Below are 16,410 nucleotides of genomic sequence, written 5' to 3' on the forward strand. Positions count from 1 at the left end.
TCTCAAGCCAGATTGACAACGGCGGACTCACGAGCCCCCTGCTGTGCCGAATGCTGAAACCAGGCAAGTTGCCCGTGTAAATTAACCACTTCCCCAATCACCAGCAGGGCCGGGGAAGGCGCTGACGCTGCCAGCGTTTCAAGATGTTCAAGCGTGCCGGTCAGAACCTGTTGGTCGGACCGGGTGCCGCGGCCAATTACCGCCACCGGCGTCGACGCCGCGCGTCCATGGAGAATAAGCTGTCGACTGATTTCGGCGGCCTTCATCGCACCCATATAAATCGCCAGCGTTTGTCGCGCGCGCGCCAGGGACGGCCAGTCAATGTCATCACTGTCCGGCCGACAGTGACCGGTAATAAACAGAACGCTCTGCGCGTAATCACGGTGCGTCAGCGGGATACCGGCGTAGGCGGTTGCGCCAGCGGCAGCGGTAACGCCAGGCACGACCTGGAACGGAATGCCCGCCTGCTGGGCGGCCTGTAACTCTTCGCCGCCGCGGCCGAAGATAAACGGATCGCCGCCTTTCAACCGCACCACGCGCTTGCCTTTCTGCGCCAGCTGCACCATCAGTTGGTTGATTTCGTCCTGCGGTAACAGATGCGCGCTGGCACGCTTGCCCACGCAGATACGGTCGGCATCGCGTCGAACCAGATCCAGCACCTCTTCACTAACCAGATGGTCATAGAGCACCACATCGGCCAGTTGCATCACCTGCAGCCCGCGCAGCGTCAGCAGACCGCTGTCGCCCGGCCCGGCACCGACAAGGATAATCTCGCCCTGCCGGGGCGGCTGATCGCCCAGTTCGCTGTCCAGCGTCGCTTTGGCGGCCTCAACATCGCCTGTTGCCATCTGACTGGCAAAGCGGCCGTTAAAGATCCGTTCCCAGTAGCGGCGGCGATCGGACATGCGACTGAAGCGGGCTTTGACTTTGTCACGCCACTGCCCCGCCAGCTCGGCCATCTGGCCCAGATGAGACGGCAGCAACGTTTCCAGCTTTTCACGTAACATGCGGGCAAGGACCGGTGCCGTCCCGCTGGAGGAGATCGCCACCACCAGCGGTGAGCGGTCTACGATGGAGGGGAAAATAAAACTGCATTTCGGCTGATCGTCGACGACATTGACCAGTTTATGGCGGGCATTGGCCTCGTCATAAACCTGCGCATTCAGCGCGTTATCGTCGGTCGCGGCAATGACCAGAAACACCTTGTCTAGTTGTGCAGGCTCAAAAGCCGTCGCCAGCCATTCAAGCTGCTGTTCATCCAGTAAGGTTTGTAACTCCGGGCACAGCTCGCGTGAGGCAATCTGAATGCGCGCCCCCGCCCGACGCAGCAATTCAATCTTGCGCGCCGCGATATCTCCCCCGCCCACGACCAGTACAGGTCGACCCGCGAGATCGGCAAAAAGAGGCAAATAATCCACGTTAACCCTGGTGTTGTTACGATGCGTTATCGCGACTATACGTTCCCTGGTGAATTGAGATGAAATTACGAATTGGAATGAGATGTTACCGAATGGAATAACGCTAAAGAAAAGCTCAGAACAAAATGTGCTTAGCGGATGATCCTACAGGCCTTTCAGGACGATTCAAATTGTGTAATGAGCATCACAGTTTCATACTAGGCCACAAAAAATGCCCCTCCTTTTTAGGAATAAGCCACAAGGAACCCGACATGCTTGCCTTTCTCCGCCTGGCCGCACTGCTTGGTGGCAGCGTGATCTTCAGCGCTCAGGCCCTGACCGACCTCACAGGACACTTCGCCGAACAGCAGGTCCGTCATATCTCAACGTACTTTCCCGGTCGCATGAGCGGCAGCCCGGCCGAGTTGATGGCGGCGGAATACCTGCAACATCAGTTTACGGCCCTGGGGTTTGAAACCAATACCCGACAGTTCAATACGGGTTACACGTGGCAGGAACGTGATGGCACATCGCGCTGGCGCAAGCTTACCGCGACCTCGGTGATCGCCGCACGGGAAGGCAGCGCCCCACAGGAAATTCTGGTGATTGCCAGCCTGGATACCTGGATTCCACTCAGCGACAATGAGCAGGCGCGCGGCCTGGGTGGCCTGCGTTTGCAAGGCGTGGATGATAATGCTTCCGGATTAGGCGTGATGCTGGAACTGGCTAAGCAGTTAAGCCATAAGCCGCTTCATTACGGGGTGCGCTTTGTGGCGCTCAGCGCCAGCGAATCCCATCTGCATGGCATGGACGATTATGTGGCGCGCATGAGCGAGAAAGAGAAGAAGAATACGCTGCTGGTAATCGATCTCAACAGTTTGATTACGGGCGACCACCTCTATTTCAACAGCGGTATGAACACGCCGCGTGCCGTACGCAAACAGACCAGCGAACGCGCCCTGCTGCTGGCGCGTCGTTTTGGCATTTCCGCCGCCAGTCGTCAGCTCACGAAAAATGACTTTCACGGTGTTAATCCTTTCGATGCGGCAGGTTTTCCCTTACTGGATGTCACCGCCAGAAACTGGAACGCAGGCAGCAAAGACGGCGACCAACAGCGCCGCCGTTCCCGGCATTTCCCTGACGGTACCACCTGGCATCAGACCGACCGCGACAATCTGGATTTCCTGGATCACTGGCTGCCCGGTCGTATCAGTCTGCGCACCCATGACAGTGTGAAAGTCCTGCTGCCGTTACTGAGTGAACTAACCAACCCCAAAGTGTGAGGAGCTACGATGTACATCGTTTACCTGAACTATTTCCGCCCGATTGAGGACGTCGAGGCCCTGCTGGCTCCGCACATTACGTGGCTGGATCAGCATTTTAACAGCGGCGACTTTATCGCTGCGGGCCGAAAGGATCCGCGTACCGGCGGCATGATTATGGTCAAAGCAATGCCGCGCGCCCGGTTAGATCACATTCTGGCGGACGATCCTTTTGTTGCGGTGGCCCATTACGAGGTCACTAACGTCAACATTACGCGCGCAGCCGATGAAGTCGCGGTCCTCAAAGGTTATTAGCGCGTCAGTGTGACCGACAGAAGAAGCAGGCTCTTCTGTCGGTTCAGGTAAAGTCAGACAGCTTTTGCCCCGCGTTAATAAGCGTTTTTAACAGCATCTGACGTCGCTCCTCGGGCGTATCCCGACTGACCATAAAACAAATCGCGGCCACGGCCAGATCGTTTCGGGCGCGAATCGGGGCGGCCATACAACAGGTAAAACTTTCAGACAGCCCTTCCGTCATCGAATAGCCCTGATGGCCCGCCCGATGAATATCGGTCAGAAAAGCCTGCTTATCTAAGACGTTACCATTGGCCAGCCGGTAATCCTCCTCGGGGATCAGGGCCAGAATCGCCTCATCACTCCAGTTACTCAACAGCAGACGGCCCGTTGCGGTCCAGGGAATCGGAATTTTAACGCCGATGTCTGAGGTGATTTTGAAAGGATGCGCATTGCTCTCTGACAGCACCACCGTATATTTATTGCCTTCCAGCATGCACAGCTGCACGGTTTCGCCATGCTCAGCAACCATCTCGATCATTAATTGATGCGCGCGGCGAATCAGGGGATTGTGCGCCATGTAGTCCGCACCGTAATAGTGCATTTCGCGGCCAAAATACACGCTGCCTTCTGCATCCAGTTCAACCAGCCCTGCCTCACTCAGCAGATTAACCAGTTCATAAACGCTGGAACGCGGCGCACCGGTCGCTTCAATCAGTTCGCGCATCGCCATCGGCTGGCGGGCAATATGCAGCTGACGGAAAATATCAATTACGCGGTCCACGCCGCGCGCTCTGGCGGGTTTATCTTCCTGCATACCACTTTTCTCCTACCGGCATCGCCACGTTAAATCGGTTCAGGCCGCCATCATACACAGCCAACACGGTTTTACCTGAGTACGCGCACAATAACCATCCTTTTCTTTTTCCTCCTGATGCTAATTATTGGGGCACCAAAAACGCGCACACTGAATTAAAAAAAGAGACATCGATCACTTTTAATTTAAAAAACTAATCATTAATAAAAAATATTCGTGAGCCATACGTTAATGCTAAAAAATAATCCCGTTACTCGCTATTGCAAAATAATTAACATTGTGCAAATCTCGACCTATCCGGTATTGCAGATTGAATTCCGGTATACCAGACAAAGCGAAGTGACGATTTTAAGGGCATAAGTATGACTATCAAGCGTTACGGTACGGAAGGCGGCGTCGGAACCGGAGGACAAAAACTGCCTTTTGCACGTGCGGTCGAAGCCGATGGCTGGCTTTATATCTCCGGGCAAACACCGATGACAGGCGGTGAAGTCGTAGAGGGCGGCATCATTGAGCAAACTCGGCTGGCCTTTGAAAACTGCCTGACCATCATGCGGGAAGCGGGTTATCAGATTAAGGACGTGGTGCATGTGACGGCGGTCCTGACGGATGCCCGGTACTTTAGTTCGTTTAATAAAGTGTTTAGTGAACTTTTTCACGACCATCCGCCCGCCCGAATCTGCAGCGTGCAGGACCTGGTTGTGGATTGCAAAGTCGAAGTCGATATGACGTGTTTTAATGCCGGACGAAAATAATAGCTGCGGTTTATTCGCCTGGTAAAAATAAACGCATCCAACAGAAAAGCCATAATTAAAAAATATCCCGCCACATTATTTAATAATGTTGGTGATATCCCTCTTTTATTTGAGAGAAGAAATATGAATACCACTTTCCAGCAAAATGTATTCGTCCGGCTCCTTCCCGCTCTGCTCACCGTCGCGGCGCTGACCGGTTGTACACCGACCGAAAATAAAAACGAAACCGCAGGTGCAGCACCGCCATCCACGCTACAAACCGTTCTTCAGCGCGGCACATTGCGGGTGGGCGATTGCCTGAGTTTTGCACCGTTCGGTTTTTACGATAAAGCGGGTAATCCGGATGGTTACGATGTCGACCTGGCGAAAGCGCTGGCAAAAGAGATGGGCGTCAAACTGGAAATGGTGAATACCACCAGCGCTAACCGTATTCCCAATCTGCAAACCAACAAAGTGGATGTCGTGTTCTGTAATTTTACCCGTAACCTGACGCGCGCGAAAGAGATTGGCTTTACTCAGCCCTACGTGGTGGCCAGTGAAGCCATGCTGGTGCGTAAAGCGAGCGGGATCAAATCGGCCCACGACATGGCGGGCAAAACCATTGCGACCGTGAAAGGCTCGACCAACGGCGACGAAGTACGCAGCATGGGGATCGACGTGAAGATTCAGGAATATGACTCTTCTCAGGCCGCTATCCTGGCGGTGAAACAGGGACAAGCCGATGCGATGATTGAGGATAACAACTTCCTCGCCTACCAGGCCAAGCTCGATCCGACGCTGGAAGTGACAAACGAAGCGCTGGTCCCGCTGGAATATAACGCGTTTGGTGTTAAACAGGGCGATCAGATCTGGACGAACTACCTCAACGAGTTCCTGTTTGAAATTAATGCATCCGGTGAGAATGCCCAGCTCTACCAGAAATGGTTTGGCAGTAAACCTCGCTATCCGCTGAATCCGCAGTTCTGACCAGAGAGGACGCAGGTGATGTCCTGCGTCCTGTTAAGGAGGCTTCCTATGCGCTATCAATGGCTGACACTCTGGCAGTATGCCGACACCTTTCTCGCCGCGACCTGGCTGACGCTTCAGGTGACGCTGCTGGCGTTTATGCTGGCGCTGGCGCTGGGATTGCTGGCTGCCGTGGCAAAAGCCGCCCGCTTTGCGCCTGTTCGCTGGATGAGCAACGGCTATGTTGAATTTATCCGTAACACGCCCGTGCTGTTGCAAATATTCATCGTGTTCTTTGGGCTGCCTTCGCTGGGCATCACCATGAGTGCGTTTACGGCGGGTGTGCTGGCGTTGGGCATTAACGTCGGAGCCTATCTGGCCGAGATTTTCCGGGCCGGGATTCAGTCGGTTCCTAAAGGTCAGCTCGAAGCCGCCTGGATTTTGGGCATCAGCCGCCGCCAGATGTTTATCAATGTGGTCATGCCCCAGGCAGCGCGCGCGGTCTGGCCCGCTATCGTGAATAACCTGATTCAGCTGTTGCTGGGCACCTCACTGCTGTCAGCGATTGCGCTACCGGAACTGACGGGCACAGCCACCGTGATTAACGCCCGGACGCTGCTCTACATCCAGACCTTTAGCGTTGTCGCGCTGGTCTACCTGTTTCTCAGCAACCTGTTCTCGTGGTTAGGGACGGTTGCGGGACGTCGGCTGTTCATGCCACCGCTGGTCGTCGCCGTAAAAAGGCCGCTCTGGTCACAGGCCAGAAAAATGCTGTCACCTTCCGCTAAACAGGAGCCGGTCCAATGAGCGAACTGATTCTCAGCAGCCTGCCATTGTTGTGGCGCGGTCTGATAATTACGTTGTTGCTGTCGGTTGCCGCCATTGTCGGCAGTACGTTGCTTGGCCTTCTGGCCGCCGTCTTGCGGACCAGCCGTCTGCCTGTCGCCCGGCAGATTGCGGTGATCTATACCGAGCTGTTTCGCGGCACACCGGTTTTGATCACGCTGATGTTTATCTACTTTGGCGTGGCGTATTTTGGCTATGACATCAACCTGTTTGCCGCGGGCATTTTGGGGCTGAGCATTTATCAGGGCGCATACATTGCCGAGATCTTTCGTGGTGGCATTGAGGCGGTCCCGAAAGGCCAGTGGGAGGTTTCCTGGATCCTCGGCCTGTCCAGACGACAGACCTTCACCAGCGTTATCCTGCCGCAAACCCGTGGGATCGTCTTGCCCCCGCTTGTCGGCCAGTATCTGTCGCTCATCAAAGATACCTCGATTGTCAGCATGATCGGCATGTCTGAACTGATGCATCAGGGCCAGGCCATCGTTGATCGTATCGGGCAGCCGGTGCTGATTTATGGTCTGGTCGCCCTGCTCTACTTCGCGCTTTGTTACCCGCTTTCTCGCTGGGTGCAACACCAGCAAACCAGGAACCCGTTATGATGAAAAATGCAGCCATTACCCTGAGCCGGATCACGAAGTCATTCGGCGCGACTCAGGTTCTGAAAGAAATCAGTCTGGATGTCTCGCCGGGCGAGGTTCTGGTGCTGATCGGAGCGTCCGGTTCGGGTAAAAGTACGGTACTGCGCATTATGAGCGGTCTGGAAAAAGCCGACGGCGGCGAAATTTGGGTTAACGGCATACCGCTGCACGATCAAAAACGGAGTCGTGATATCTGTGGGCACGTCGGCATGGTGTTTCAGCAGTTCAATCTGTTTCCCCACAAAACGGCACTGGGCAACGTCACGCTGGCCTTGATTAAAGCCCAGAAACTCTCCGTCGCAGAGGCAAACGCGCGCGGCATGGCCGCGCTGGAACGCGTCGGACTGGCTGACCGCGCCGGCCACTATCCTTCTCAGCTTTCGGGCGGACAACAGCAACGTGTGGCTATCGCACGCGCGCTGGCGGTACAGCCCAAAATCATGTTTTTCGACGAAGCGACCTCCGCACTCGATCCCGAATTAGTCGGCGAAGTCATGGAAGTCATGCGCGGGCTGGCGCGTGAAGGGATGACCATGGTTGTGGTGACGCATGAGATGGGCTTTGCCCGCAAAACCGCCGACCGGGTGGTGTTTATGGATCAGGGCGTGATTGCCGAACAGGGCACACCAGACGCCATTTTCGGGCATCCCCAGAATCCACGCACGCAACAGTTTCTGTCACGCGTTCTTGAGCATTAAGGAGCCGCTATGTCTTTACGTCTTCCGCTAAACGCGGATGCCACGCTGGATGCCGCGCAGCCATCGCCCCGTTTTAAATCCGTTGCCGGTACCGGCGCGGCGCCGCTTGAGATCGGCACCGACGTCCTGCGCAGCGCAGCGGTGTTTTCGCCGGTGATGGTCATGAAACAGGCCGCACTGGAGAATAACCTGCAGCAACTCGCGGCATTCTGTCGCGAAAAAGGTGTCATGCTGGCGGCGCACGGTAAAACGTCGATGGCACCGACCATCTTACGGCGAGCTGTCAGTCAGGGCGGTGCATGGGGCATCAGCGCCGCCACGCCCGCTCAGGTCCGTGCCCTGCGACACTTTGGTATCCGCAATGTCTTTCTGGCAAACGAGTTAGTCGATCCTGCCGGTATTCGCTGGATCGGTGAATGGCAGCGCCAGCATCCTGACCACGGCTTTCTCTGTTATGTGGACTCACTGGCGGGCATCACGTTGCTGGAAGAGAACTTGGGCGATACGGCCATTGCCGTGTTGATTGAAGTATCGATTCCCGGCGGCAGAACAGGATGCCGAACCGAGGAGGAAGTGCTGAGGATAGCTGAACGCATCGCCCGGAGTCGTCACCTGCAGCTTGTCGGTGTCGCGGGCTATGAAGGGGCGCTGGGTGCCGCGCGTGATGCAGCGGGCGTGGCGTTAATTCAGCACTACTGCAACGTCATGTTATCTACCGCCACTCTGCTGGCTGAACGCCAGCTGTTTCAGAGTGAGACCATTCTGCTGAGCGCCGGTGGGGGTGCCTGGTTTGATGTGGTGACAGCGTGCTTTACCCAGGCCACGCTGCCGCTACCGGTTCAGCCTTTAATTCGCTCGGGTGCGTATATGGCACACGACAGCGGTCTCTATTCCCGTATCGCCCCCTTTGCGCAGCCGGGCTCAGGCCACCATTTTGAAGCCGCGCTGGAAATCTGGGGACGCGTACTGTCCCGTCCGGAACCGGGACTGGCGCTGCTGGACTTTGGCCGACGCGATGTCCCTTTCGATCAGGATTTACCTGTCCCGCTGTGGATGCGTGCCGCTGACGGCAGCGCACCGCGATCCGGCACACATCTGTCGATCAGCGAGGTTAACGATCAGCATGCCTATCTGCGCCTGCCTGCGGATGAATCCCTTCAGCCGGGCGACTGGGTAGGATGCGGTATTTCTCATCCCTGTACCGCTTTTGATAAGTGGCGCTATCTTCCGCTGGTCGATGACGACTACCGCGTCGTGGACAGCGTAGAAACCGCGTTCTGACCGCAGAGAATCTCCACCGCTGAGGCCGCGACCCGGCCCATAGCAAAACGGGCGATTCATCCGAATCGCCCGTTTTGTTATGCTGTCTTCATCAGCCTTCGTGCAAGCCGCACTCGCGTTTCAGGCCAAAGAAACGTGTTTCTTCTTCCGCCATGCCCGGCTCCCACTTACGCGTGGTGTGCGTATCTCCCACCGACAGGTAGCCTTCGTCCCACAACGGATGGTATTTCAGATTATGGGTTTGCAGATACTGATGAACCTGGCGGTTATCCCAGTCAATAATCGGCAGCACTTTAAACACACCGCGCTGAACGCCCAGCACCGGCAGACTGGCACGACTGCCTGACTGATCGCGACGCAGGCCCGCAAACCAGGTCTGGGCGCCCAGCGTTTCCAGTGCCCGGTTCATCGGCTCAACTTTGTTGATTTGATTGTACTGCTCAATGCCTTCAACCCCTTGTTCCCACAGCTTGCCATAACGCGCTTCCTGCCAGGCAGGCGACGTTTCGGCGCGGAACACCTTCAGGTTGAGATTGAGCTGGTCGGCCAGCTCATCTATAAAGCGATACGTTTCCGGAAACAGATAGCCCGTATCCGTGAGGATAACCGGAATATCGGGTTGCACACGCGTGACCAGATGTAGCGATACGGCAGCCTGAATACCAAAGCTGGACGAGAGCACATAAGCACCCGGCAGGTTTTCCAGTGCCCAGCTTACGCGTTCTTCCGCAGAGGCTTTTTCCAGTTGGGCATTCGTCGCGGCCAGCGCCATCGCGCGCTGGACCTTCGACATCGCATTCAGTGCTGCAAGATCGATACTCATTTTGCCTCCTGCCAGAAGTCGCGCGCAGGGTCCAGCACCGGTGCAACGATGCCCGCACGGATCACGAAGTCGCCAAAGCCTTCTGCGGCCTCGCGCTCTTTCGCCCAGCGCCCTACCAGCTCATCAATTGTGGCGAGAATTTCAGGTTCGGTAATGTTTTCACGATACATACGTGGGATACGCGTGCCGATACGGTTACCCCCAATGTGCAGGTTGTAACGCCCTGGCGCTTTCCCGACCAGGCCCACTTCTGCCAGCATTGCACGGCCACAGCCGTTCGGACAACCGGTAACGCGTAGCACGATGTGCTCTTCACCGACGCCGTGATTATGCATGATCGCTTCAACCCGGGTGACGAAAGACGGCAGGAAACGCTCAGCCTCCGCCATAGCCAGTGGACAGGTCGGAAACGCCACGCAGGCCATTGAGTTTTCTCGCTGAGGCGTCACATTTTCCATCAGTCCATGTTCACGGGCAATCGCCTCAATCTGCGCTTTCTGGCTTTCTGGCACGCCCGCCACGATCAGATTCTGGTTGGCGGTCAGGCGGAAATCGCCCTGATGGATTTTGGCGATTTCGGCGATGCCGCTTTTTAACGGACGTCCCGTATAATCCAGCAGACGGCCGTTTTCAATGAACAGCGTCAGATGCCATTTGTTGTCGATACCTTTGATCCAGCCGAAACGATCGCCGCGTGTAGTGAATTCGTAAGGGCGCGTCGGCTCAAACGTCACACCGGCGCGCTTCTCAACTTCGGCCTTAAAGGTGTCAACGCCCACGCGCTCCAGCGTGTATTTGGTTTTGGCGTTTTTACGATCGGTACGGTTGCCCCAGTCGCGCTGCGTGGTAACCACCGCCGCGGCGACGTCCAGAATCTTCTCTACCGGAAAATAGCCGAATTCGCTGGCAGTACGGGCATAGGTCGCTTTGTTACCGTGCTCAATGGACAAACCGCCGCCCACCAGCAGGTTAAAGCCGACCAGCTTGCCGTTTTCCGCAATGGCAATAAAGTTCAGATCGTTAGCGTGCAGATCGACATCATTGTGCGGCGGGATCACCACCGTGGTTTTAAACTTACGCGGCAGGTAGGTTTCCCCCAGGATCGGCTCTTCGTCGGTTGTGGCGACTTTCTCCTGATCCCACCAGATCTCAGCATAGGCGCGGGTTTGCGGCAGCAGATGTTCTGACAGCTTTTTCGCCCATTCGTAGGCTTCCTGATGCAACGCGGATTCCACCGGGTTGGAGGTACACAGGACGTTACGGTTAACGTCATTCGCCGTCGCCAGCGCATCCAGCCCCACTTCATGCAGCATCTGATGCGTAGGTTTGACGTTCTTTTTCAGGATGCCGTGAAACTGGAACGTCTGACGGTTCGTCAGACGAATGCTGCCGTAGAGCGTTTTCTCGGTGGCAAACTTATCGATCGCCAGCCACTGGGTCGGCGTGATAATCCCACCCGGCAGGCGGCAGCGCAGCATCATGGCATGGCGCGGTTCCAGCTTTTGCTCGGCGCGTTCTGCGCGAATATCGCGATCATCCTGCTGGTACATGCCGTGAAAACGGATCAGCAGGAAGTTGTCGCCGCTGAAACCACCGGTCAGTCCATCCTCAAGATCGTCAAGAATGGTCCCACGCAGGTAATTGCTCTCTTTTTTTAACCGCTCTGCATCCGTCAGTTTGCCTTCAACCACCAGCGGTCCAGGGTATTTTTCAGTCATTAGTAAACGTCTCGCTGATAGCGGCGCTCAATGCGCAGCTCACTTAAAAATTCGTCAGCCGTTTCACGATCCATAGCACCGTGCTCGACCACCACATCCAGTAACGCCTGCTCAACGTCTCTTGCCATGCGATTTGCATCGCCGCAGACATACAGGTGCGCGCCATCCTGAATCCAGCGCCAGACTTCCGCACCCTTCGCGCGGATTTTATCTTGTACGTATATTTTCTCTGCCTGATCGCGCGACCAGGCCAGATCGATGTGCGTTAACAGGCCGTCTTTAACATATTTCTGCCATTCCACCTGATACAGAAAGTCATCCGTAAAGTGCGGATTGCCAAAGAACAGCCAGTTTTTCCCGCTGGCCCCATCGTTATCACGCTGTTGCATAAAGGCGCGGAACGGGGCGATTCCGGTGCCCGGACCAATCATGATCACAGGTGCATCGGGATTCTCCGGCAGGCGGAAGTTATCATTATGTTCGATAAACACCCGGACTTCGCCGTCTTCTTCAACACGGTCTGCCAGCCAGGTTGATGCGCCGCCGCCGCGCTGCCGTCCTTCGATATCAAAACGTACCGCACCCACGGTGATATGCACTTCGGTATCGGTCTCCGCCTGCGAAGAGGCAATCGAATACAAGCGCGGGGTTAAGGGACGCAGCAGGCCGGTCAGCTGCTCAGCCGTCAGTTGCGCAGGCGCCAGGCGAACCATATCGACAATCGGATAACGTTGCGCGTACTGTTGAAGTTTAGCTTTGTCATCCACCAGCGACAGCAGTTCATCGTTGCGGGATAAAGTGGCGTACTGCGCCACAATTTGCGCGGTGTTGACCGTTAACTCGAAATGTTTCTGCAGCGCCTCTGCCAGCGGCAGCGTCTGGCCCTGTACGTCAACTGGCTCATCGCCTTTTAACCACACCAGCTCCAGCAGTTCGCTGACCAACGCGGCATCGTTTTCATACCAGACGCCCAGCGCATCGCCGGGCTGGTAGCGCAAACCTGAATCGCCCAAATCAATTTCGATATGGCGGACGTCTTTATCCGAATCGCGGCCGGTGATTTTCTGATTGACCGATAAACTCGCGCTGAGGGGCTGCGTTTTGGAATAGGGGCTGGTGGACACTTCATTGACGCTGCCCGCCACGGTTGCCGCCGCCTGTGCGGGCGAGGCCGTCGGGACCCGTGCTTTCAGAATGTCGGTGAGCGCCTTGCGCCAGGCGCTGGCCTGCTCAGCATAGTCAACATCGGCATCAACCCGATCCAGCAGGCGTTCCGCCCCCAGCTCAGCCAGCCGTGTATCGAAATCTTTGCCCGCCTTGCTGAAGAATTCATAGGAAGTGTCGCCCAGACCCAGTACGGCAAAAGCCGCACCGTCCATTTTGGGCGCTTTTTTCGACATCAGGAATTTATGCAGCGCAACGGCTTCTTCCGGCGGCTCGCCTTCCCCTTGCGTGGAGGTCACCACAATCAGCAGCTTTTCCTGGCCGATTTGTTTAAATTTGTAGTCGCCGGCGTTTACCAGATTCACGGTCAGCTTTGCGGCCTGCAGGTCATCGCGGAGCTGTTCAGCCACCCGACGGGCGTTGCCGGTTTGCGAGGCGGAAAGCAGCGTAATCGCGGGCGCTTCAGGCTGTGCCGGAGCGCTGGCCACCGCCTGACCAGGCGCATGATTGACTTTGCCCCAGAAGTAGCCTGAGAGCCACGCCATTTGAGTGGTGGAAAAATCTGTCGTTGCTGCCTCTAAACGGGCAAGTTGCTCCGGAGAGAGCGGAAGCAGTGAACCTGGTGCCTGAGTCGTCATCGCGATAAAAATTCCAGTAGCAGAAATCCGGACCGAATAGTGGCGGAAGAGAGAGAAGGGTACAGCCAGCTATATTAACGATTAAAGACGCCTTCGACATATCAAATAACCAAAATGACTAAATGGTTTTTCAGATACAATTAATCGTTAAAAGTGGTAATCCTGACGGTCATCAACAGACTCAGGTAATCATCCTTCCCGCTCTGATTAATGGCGGGTGATTGCCCTGAATACGTGGCATAACGAATTGCCAAAGCGACGATACGAGAGGATCGGGTGCCTGAGACAGTAACTGCATTATCGCCTGCGCTGACAGAGCGAATCCTGGATAAACTGGGCCTGGATCACTCCCCTGCCCCAGATGCGGCCGGGCTTCAGGCGCTTTATCGCGCCTGGTGCCAGAAGGTGCCCTTCGACAATATCCGCCGACGCATTCTCGCGAACGATCCTCCTTCCCAACCGTTGCCCGGCACTACGGCCGACGATTTTTTCACGCACTGGCTACAATTCGGCACCGGCGGCACCTGCTGGGCCGGTCATGGCGCACTCTTTGCGCTGCTCATGCAACTGGGATTTCGTGCGCAACTCGGTGTCTCCAGGATGCTGTCCTCGCGTCCGTCCCCCGTCGATTCTCCCGGTCATGGTCTGCTGTTGGTCACCCTCGACGATCGTCCTCTGGTGGTGGATGCTACGATGCTTCATGGCCATCCGCTGCCGCTTGAGGTAGCAGAGTATGCGCATCCCGTCTGGGGCACGCAGGTTCATCAGCAGGGCGATAGTTGGTTGATTAACTGGAAGCCGTTAGGTCGGGCAAGGCTGGATTGTCAGCTCCTGGCGCTTAATATCCCCTTCGCTGACTTTCAGGCGCGCCATCAAAAAAGCCGCAACACCAGTCGCTTTGACGGTGCACTGCTGATTCGTCGGGCAGGTCATGAAACACTCACCGGCATCGTTAAAGGTGAGCAGGTAGTAAGAGCCCAGGACGGAAGCGAAAGCTTCACGCCGCTGTCACAATCACAACAACATCAGTTGTTAATTGAACATTTCGGTATCGCCGAAGAAATCGTGGCGCGTCTTCCCGCCGACGTGTCGCACAACGGTTAACGGCTTTATGCCGGGTTAACGCCCTGATGCGCTTAACCATTCTGGCGATTGGCTGAGCAAACTGCGCTTAACGGGTGCGAAAAAGCTGCTTTTCAGGTAGAATTCGGCCCGTTTTTAATGCCTGAGAGCGATTATGTCTACCACGTTATTTAAAGAGTTCCAGTTCGAAGCCGCACACCATTTACCTAATGTACCGGCCGGACACAAATGCGGTCGTTTGCACGGTCACTCCTTCCTGGTGCGTCTGGAAATCACCGGCGAAGTGGATGCGCATACCGGCTGGGTGATGGATTTTGCCGAACTGAAAGCGGCCTTTAAACCCCTTTATGACCGGCTTGATCATTATTACCTCAATGACATTCCGGGACTGGAGAATCCGACCAGCGAAGTGCTGGCCAAATGGATTTGGGATCATATGAAGCCTCGCCTGCCGTTGCTGAGCGCGGTCATGATTAAAGAAACCTGCACCGCAGGCTGTACCTACCGCGGCTAACCGGCCGCCCTTCGCCAACGGGCGGCTGATCGGGCACAGGGTTGATCAGTCGGCAGGGTTGCTGACATGTGCATTGTAACGTTCCGTCGGCTGTCATCCCGCTGTCATCTTTACCGACCAGGCTGTTCTCTCCTTCATTAAAGATCAAGAGAATCAACAATGAACCTGAGAAAGCCTTTTCTGGCCTTGTCCGTTTTTATCACTGCCTCTGCCGCCGTTCAGGCGGAAAACATCCTTAACTTCCCGCAACCCGAAACGCTGCCGGATGCCTTCTATGCCGTCACGGAAATTCCGGCAGGCGGCATCATTAAATATGAAACCGATGCGAAAACCGGTTTCATCGTTGCCGACCGTTTTCAGTCCATGCCGGTTGCGTATCCGGCTAACTACGGTTCGCTGACGCAATCACTGGGCGGTGATAACGATCCGCTGGATGTGATCTTCTATACGCGCGCCCCACTCGCCCCCGGGACACTCATTAAACTGCGCCCGATTGGCGTACTGAAAATGATCGACGGCGGCGAAGTGGATGACAAAATTGTCGCCGTGCCCGCCAGTCATGTCGATCCAACCTATGATGCGATTCAGACGGTAGCCGATTTGCCCAAAATGGAGCAGCAGCGGCTGGAGGCTTTTTTTCGCGTTTACAAGGAACTGCCCGAGGGCCGTAAGAAGGTTGAGCTGAAAGGGTTTGAAGACGCGAACGCCGCAAAAGCGGAGATTAAGCAGGCTTATGAAACCTGGAAAGCGAAACAGTAAATGAAAAAGGCGGCCAGGGCCGCCTTTTTGCTGTCAGGCAATATTCAGGTATTTATGCGTCTGCATCGACAGGCGCCAGTTGCGCGCAATGCAGGTTTCGATACACAGTTTAGTCGCATCATCTTTGCGACTGATCGGCTGCAGCGCAATAATGCGCGCTTTTGTGTCCTGAATCCCGGCCAGTAAATCGTCTAAGGCCTCCACATCACGTTGCCGTGCTACCGGATGTTTGATCTCATCTGCACGGCTCAGCGCCTGTGCCAGGACATCATAACCGCCGCGCATATTAACTTTCGGCGACACGGTCACCCAGGTTTGTGCAGAGCAGTGGATTTCGTGGGTCCCGCTGGTTTCGATCTGGCACTGAAACCCTGCGGCTTCCAGCGCGTCGGTCAGTGGGCGCAAATCGTAGATGGCCGGTTCTCCGCCGGTGATCACAATGTGACGGGCAGTCCAGCCCTGTTGCGCGATGCTGCTGAGCAGCATTGGCACATCCGCGTTGCCCCAGGCATCGCTTTCCACCGTTTTAACCAGAATATCGCCTAATGCTGTTTCCCGATCCGCCTGTTTTTCCCAGGTGTGTTTGGTGTCACACCAACTGCATCCTACCGGACATCCCTGTAAGCGGATGAAAATCGCCGGCACGCCGGTGTAATAGCCTTCGCCTTGCAGCGTCTGGAACATTTCGTTAATCGGGTACTGCATAATCATCTCTGTGAAGTTTTAAAACGCGATTATCGCAGAACTCAGCGCTGAGATCATGTCAGGTGATGCTGAA

Annotated in this window: 17 protein-coding genes; 11 read left to right on the forward strand and 6 right to left on the reverse strand. The window is 55.7% G+C overall.

Annotation, left to right across the window (positions count from 1 at the left end; genetic code table 11):
• Positions 1 to 2: 2 nt before the first annotated feature.
• The gene (gene cysG / locus G5574_RS09060; protein WP_033739542.1) at positions 3 to 1,418 is read right to left on the reverse strand and encodes a siroheme synthase CysG; all 1,416 of its coding nucleotides are present in this window, start codon (positions 1,416 to 1,418) and stop codon (positions 3 to 5) included.
• Between the two features lie 251 nt (positions 1,419 to 1,669).
• Between cysG and G5574_RS09065 the strand changes: the two genes are divergently transcribed.
• Positions 1,670 to 2,680 (forward strand): aminopeptidase, encoded by a 1,011-nt coding sequence (locus G5574_RS09065; RefSeq protein WP_006120741.1) that lies wholly within the window; start codon positions 1,670 to 1,672, stop codon positions 2,678 to 2,680.
• A gap of 9 nt (positions 2,681 to 2,689) precedes the next feature.
• A complete protein-coding gene (locus G5574_RS09070) occupies positions 2,690 to 2,974 on the forward strand; it encodes a YciI family protein (RefSeq protein WP_033739545.1) in 285 nt (94 codons plus the stop codon).
• 43 nt (positions 2,975 to 3,017) lie between these two features.
• Here G5574_RS09070 and G5574_RS09075 read toward each other — a convergent pair whose 3' ends face one another.
• Complete coding sequence (locus G5574_RS09075; RefSeq protein WP_033739547.1) at positions 3,018 to 3,770, reverse strand: IclR family transcriptional regulator; 753 nt, start codon at positions 3,768 to 3,770, stop codon at positions 3,018 to 3,020.
• A 362-nt stretch (positions 3,771 to 4,132) separates the two neighbouring features.
• On the opposite strand from G5574_RS09075, the gene G5574_RS09080 reads away from it, so the two are divergent.
• From G5574_RS09080 to G5574_RS09105, 6 genes are all read left to right on the forward strand, one after another.
• Positions 4,133 to 4,525 (forward strand): RidA family protein, encoded by a 393-nt coding sequence (locus G5574_RS09080; RefSeq protein ID WP_033739549.1) that lies wholly within the window; start codon positions 4,133 to 4,135, stop codon positions 4,523 to 4,525.
• Positions 4,526 to 4,648: 123 nt separating this feature from the next.
• Complete coding sequence (locus tag G5574_RS09085; RefSeq protein ID WP_039338353.1) at positions 4,649 to 5,491, forward strand: ABC transporter substrate-binding protein; 843 nt, start codon at positions 4,649 to 4,651, stop codon at positions 5,489 to 5,491.
• A gap of 48 nt (positions 5,492 to 5,539) precedes the next feature.
• On the forward strand, positions 5,540 to 6,277 hold the full coding sequence (locus G5574_RS09090; protein ID WP_164482522.1) for an amino acid ABC transporter permease: 738 nt from the start codon (positions 5,540 to 5,542) through the stop codon (positions 6,275 to 6,277).
• Positions 6,274 to 6,915 (forward strand): amino acid ABC transporter permease, encoded by a 642-nt coding sequence (locus tag G5574_RS09095; RefSeq protein WP_006120747.1) that lies wholly within the window; start codon positions 6,274 to 6,276, stop codon positions 6,913 to 6,915. The genes G5574_RS09090 and G5574_RS09095 overlap by 4 nt, the downstream gene beginning before the upstream one ends.
• Positions 6,915 to 7,652, forward strand: coding sequence for an amino acid ABC transporter ATP-binding protein (locus G5574_RS09100; RefSeq protein ID WP_033739676.1), 738 nt, complete (start codon positions 6,915 to 6,917; stop codon positions 7,650 to 7,652). The genes G5574_RS09095 and G5574_RS09100 overlap by 1 nt, the downstream gene beginning before the upstream one ends.
• A 9-nt stretch (positions 7,653 to 7,661) precedes the next feature.
• Positions 7,662 to 8,933: an alanine racemase gene (locus tag G5574_RS09105; protein ID WP_164482523.1), complete on the forward strand. Its 1,272-nt coding sequence runs from the start codon at positions 7,662 to 7,664 to the stop codon at positions 8,931 to 8,933.
• A gap of 91 nt (positions 8,934 to 9,024) precedes the next feature.
• Here the strand turns inward: G5574_RS09105 and G5574_RS09110 are convergent, their stop codons facing one another.
• The 3 genes from G5574_RS09110 to cysJ are packed head-to-tail and all read right to left on the reverse strand — an operon-like array spanning position 9,025 to position 13,276.
• Positions 9,025 to 9,756: a phosphoadenylyl-sulfate reductase gene (locus G5574_RS09110; protein WP_006120753.1), complete on the reverse strand. Its 732-nt coding sequence runs from the start codon at positions 9,754 to 9,756 to the stop codon at positions 9,025 to 9,027.
• Positions 9,753 to 11,474 carry an assimilatory sulfite reductase (NADPH) hemoprotein subunit gene (gene cysI, locus G5574_RS09115; protein ID WP_164482524.1) on the reverse strand — a complete coding sequence of 574 codons (1,722 nt, stop codon included), beginning with the start codon at positions 11,472 to 11,474 and terminating at the stop codon, positions 9,753 to 9,755. Before cysI ends, G5574_RS09110 begins: the two co-directional genes overlap by 4 nt.
• Positions 11,474 to 13,276 (reverse strand): NADPH-dependent assimilatory sulfite reductase flavoprotein subunit, encoded by a 1,803-nt coding sequence (gene cysJ / locus G5574_RS09120; protein WP_164482525.1) that lies wholly within the window; start codon positions 13,274 to 13,276, stop codon positions 11,474 to 11,476. The genes cysI and cysJ overlap by 1 nt, the downstream gene beginning before the upstream one ends.
• Before the next feature lie 276 nt (positions 13,277 to 13,552).
• Here cysJ and G5574_RS09125 point away from each other — a divergent pair, with 276 nt between their 5' ends.
• The 3 genes from G5574_RS09125 to G5574_RS09135 all read left to right on the forward strand — a co-directional run bounded on the left by G5574_RS09125 (position 13,553) and on the right by G5574_RS09135 (position 15,632).
• Positions 13,553 to 14,380 carry an arylamine N-acetyltransferase family protein gene (locus G5574_RS09125; protein ID WP_058702184.1) on the forward strand — a complete coding sequence of 276 codons (828 nt, stop codon included), beginning with the start codon at positions 13,553 to 13,555 and terminating at the stop codon, positions 14,378 to 14,380.
• Positions 14,381 to 14,513: 133 nt separating this feature from the next.
• Positions 14,514 to 14,873, forward strand: a complete 360-nt coding sequence (queD, locus tag G5574_RS09130) for a 6-carboxytetrahydropterin synthase QueD (RefSeq protein WP_006120757.1) — start codon at positions 14,514 to 14,516, stop codon at positions 14,871 to 14,873.
• A gap of 159 nt (positions 14,874 to 15,032) precedes the next feature.
• Entirely contained in the window at positions 15,033 to 15,632 is a 600-nt protein-coding gene (locus tag G5574_RS09135; protein WP_039338364.1) for an inorganic diphosphatase, read from the forward strand.
• A 33-nt stretch (positions 15,633 to 15,665) separates the two neighbouring features.
• On the opposite strand, the gene queE is transcribed toward G5574_RS09135, so the two are convergent.
• Complete coding sequence (queE, locus tag G5574_RS09140) at positions 15,666 to 16,337, reverse strand: 7-carboxy-7-deazaguanine synthase QueE (RefSeq protein ID WP_006120759.1); 672 nt, start codon at positions 16,335 to 16,337, stop codon at positions 15,666 to 15,668.
• Positions 16,338 to 16,410: the final 73 nt, after the last annotated feature.

The organism is Pantoea stewartii (assembly GCF_011044475.1).
Lineage (GTDB): Bacteria > Pseudomonadota > Gammaproteobacteria > Enterobacterales > Enterobacteriaceae > Pantoea > Pantoea stewartii.

Excerpts from the sequence above, each read along its gene's own strand:
- queE (WP_006120759.1), bottom strand. The coding sequence starts at position 16,337 with ATGCAGTACCCGATTAACGAAATGTTCCAGACGCTGCAAGGCGAAGGC.
- G5574_RS09085 (WP_039338353.1), top strand. The coding sequence starts at position 4,649 with ATGAATACCACTTTCCAGCAAAATGTATTCGTCCGGCTCCTTCCCGCT.
- cysJ (WP_164482525.1), bottom strand. The coding sequence starts at position 13,276 with ATGACGACTCAGGCACCAGGTTCACTGCTTCCGCTCTCTCCGGAGCAA.
- G5574_RS09075 (WP_033739547.1), bottom strand. The coding sequence starts at position 3,770 with ATGCAGGAAGATAAACCCGCCAGAGCGCGCGGCGTGGACCGCGTAATT.
- G5574_RS09135 (WP_039338364.1), top strand. The coding sequence starts at position 15,033 with ATGAACCTGAGAAAGCCTTTTCTGGCCTTGTCCGTTTTTATCACTGCC.
- G5574_RS09080 (WP_033739549.1), top strand. The coding sequence starts at position 4,133 with ATGACTATCAAGCGTTACGGTACGGAAGGCGGCGTCGGAACCGGAGGA.
- G5574_RS09095 (WP_006120747.1), top strand. The coding sequence starts at position 6,274 with ATGAGCGAACTGATTCTCAGCAGCCTGCCATTGTTGTGGCGCGGTCTG.
- cysI (WP_164482524.1), bottom strand. The coding sequence starts at position 11,474 with ATGACTGAAAAATACCCTGGACCGCTGGTGGTTGAAGGCAAACTGACG.
- G5574_RS09065 (WP_006120741.1), top strand. The coding sequence starts at position 1,670 with ATGCTTGCCTTTCTCCGCCTGGCCGCACTGCTTGGTGGCAGCGTGATC.
- G5574_RS09070 (WP_033739545.1), top strand. The coding sequence starts at position 2,690 with ATGTACATCGTTTACCTGAACTATTTCCGCCCGATTGAGGACGTCGAG.
- queD (WP_006120757.1), top strand. The coding sequence starts at position 14,514 with ATGTCTACCACGTTATTTAAAGAGTTCCAGTTCGAAGCCGCACACCAT.
- G5574_RS09090 (WP_164482522.1), top strand. The coding sequence starts at position 5,540 with ATGCGCTATCAATGGCTGACACTCTGGCAGTATGCCGACACCTTTCTC.
- G5574_RS09105 (WP_164482523.1), top strand. The coding sequence starts at position 7,662 with ATGTCTTTACGTCTTCCGCTAAACGCGGATGCCACGCTGGATGCCGCG.
- G5574_RS09100 (WP_033739676.1), top strand. The coding sequence starts at position 6,915 with ATGAAAAATGCAGCCATTACCCTGAGCCGGATCACGAAGTCATTCGGC.
- G5574_RS09110 (WP_006120753.1), bottom strand. The coding sequence starts at position 9,756 with ATGAGTATCGATCTTGCAGCACTGAATGCGATGTCGAAGGTCCAGCGC.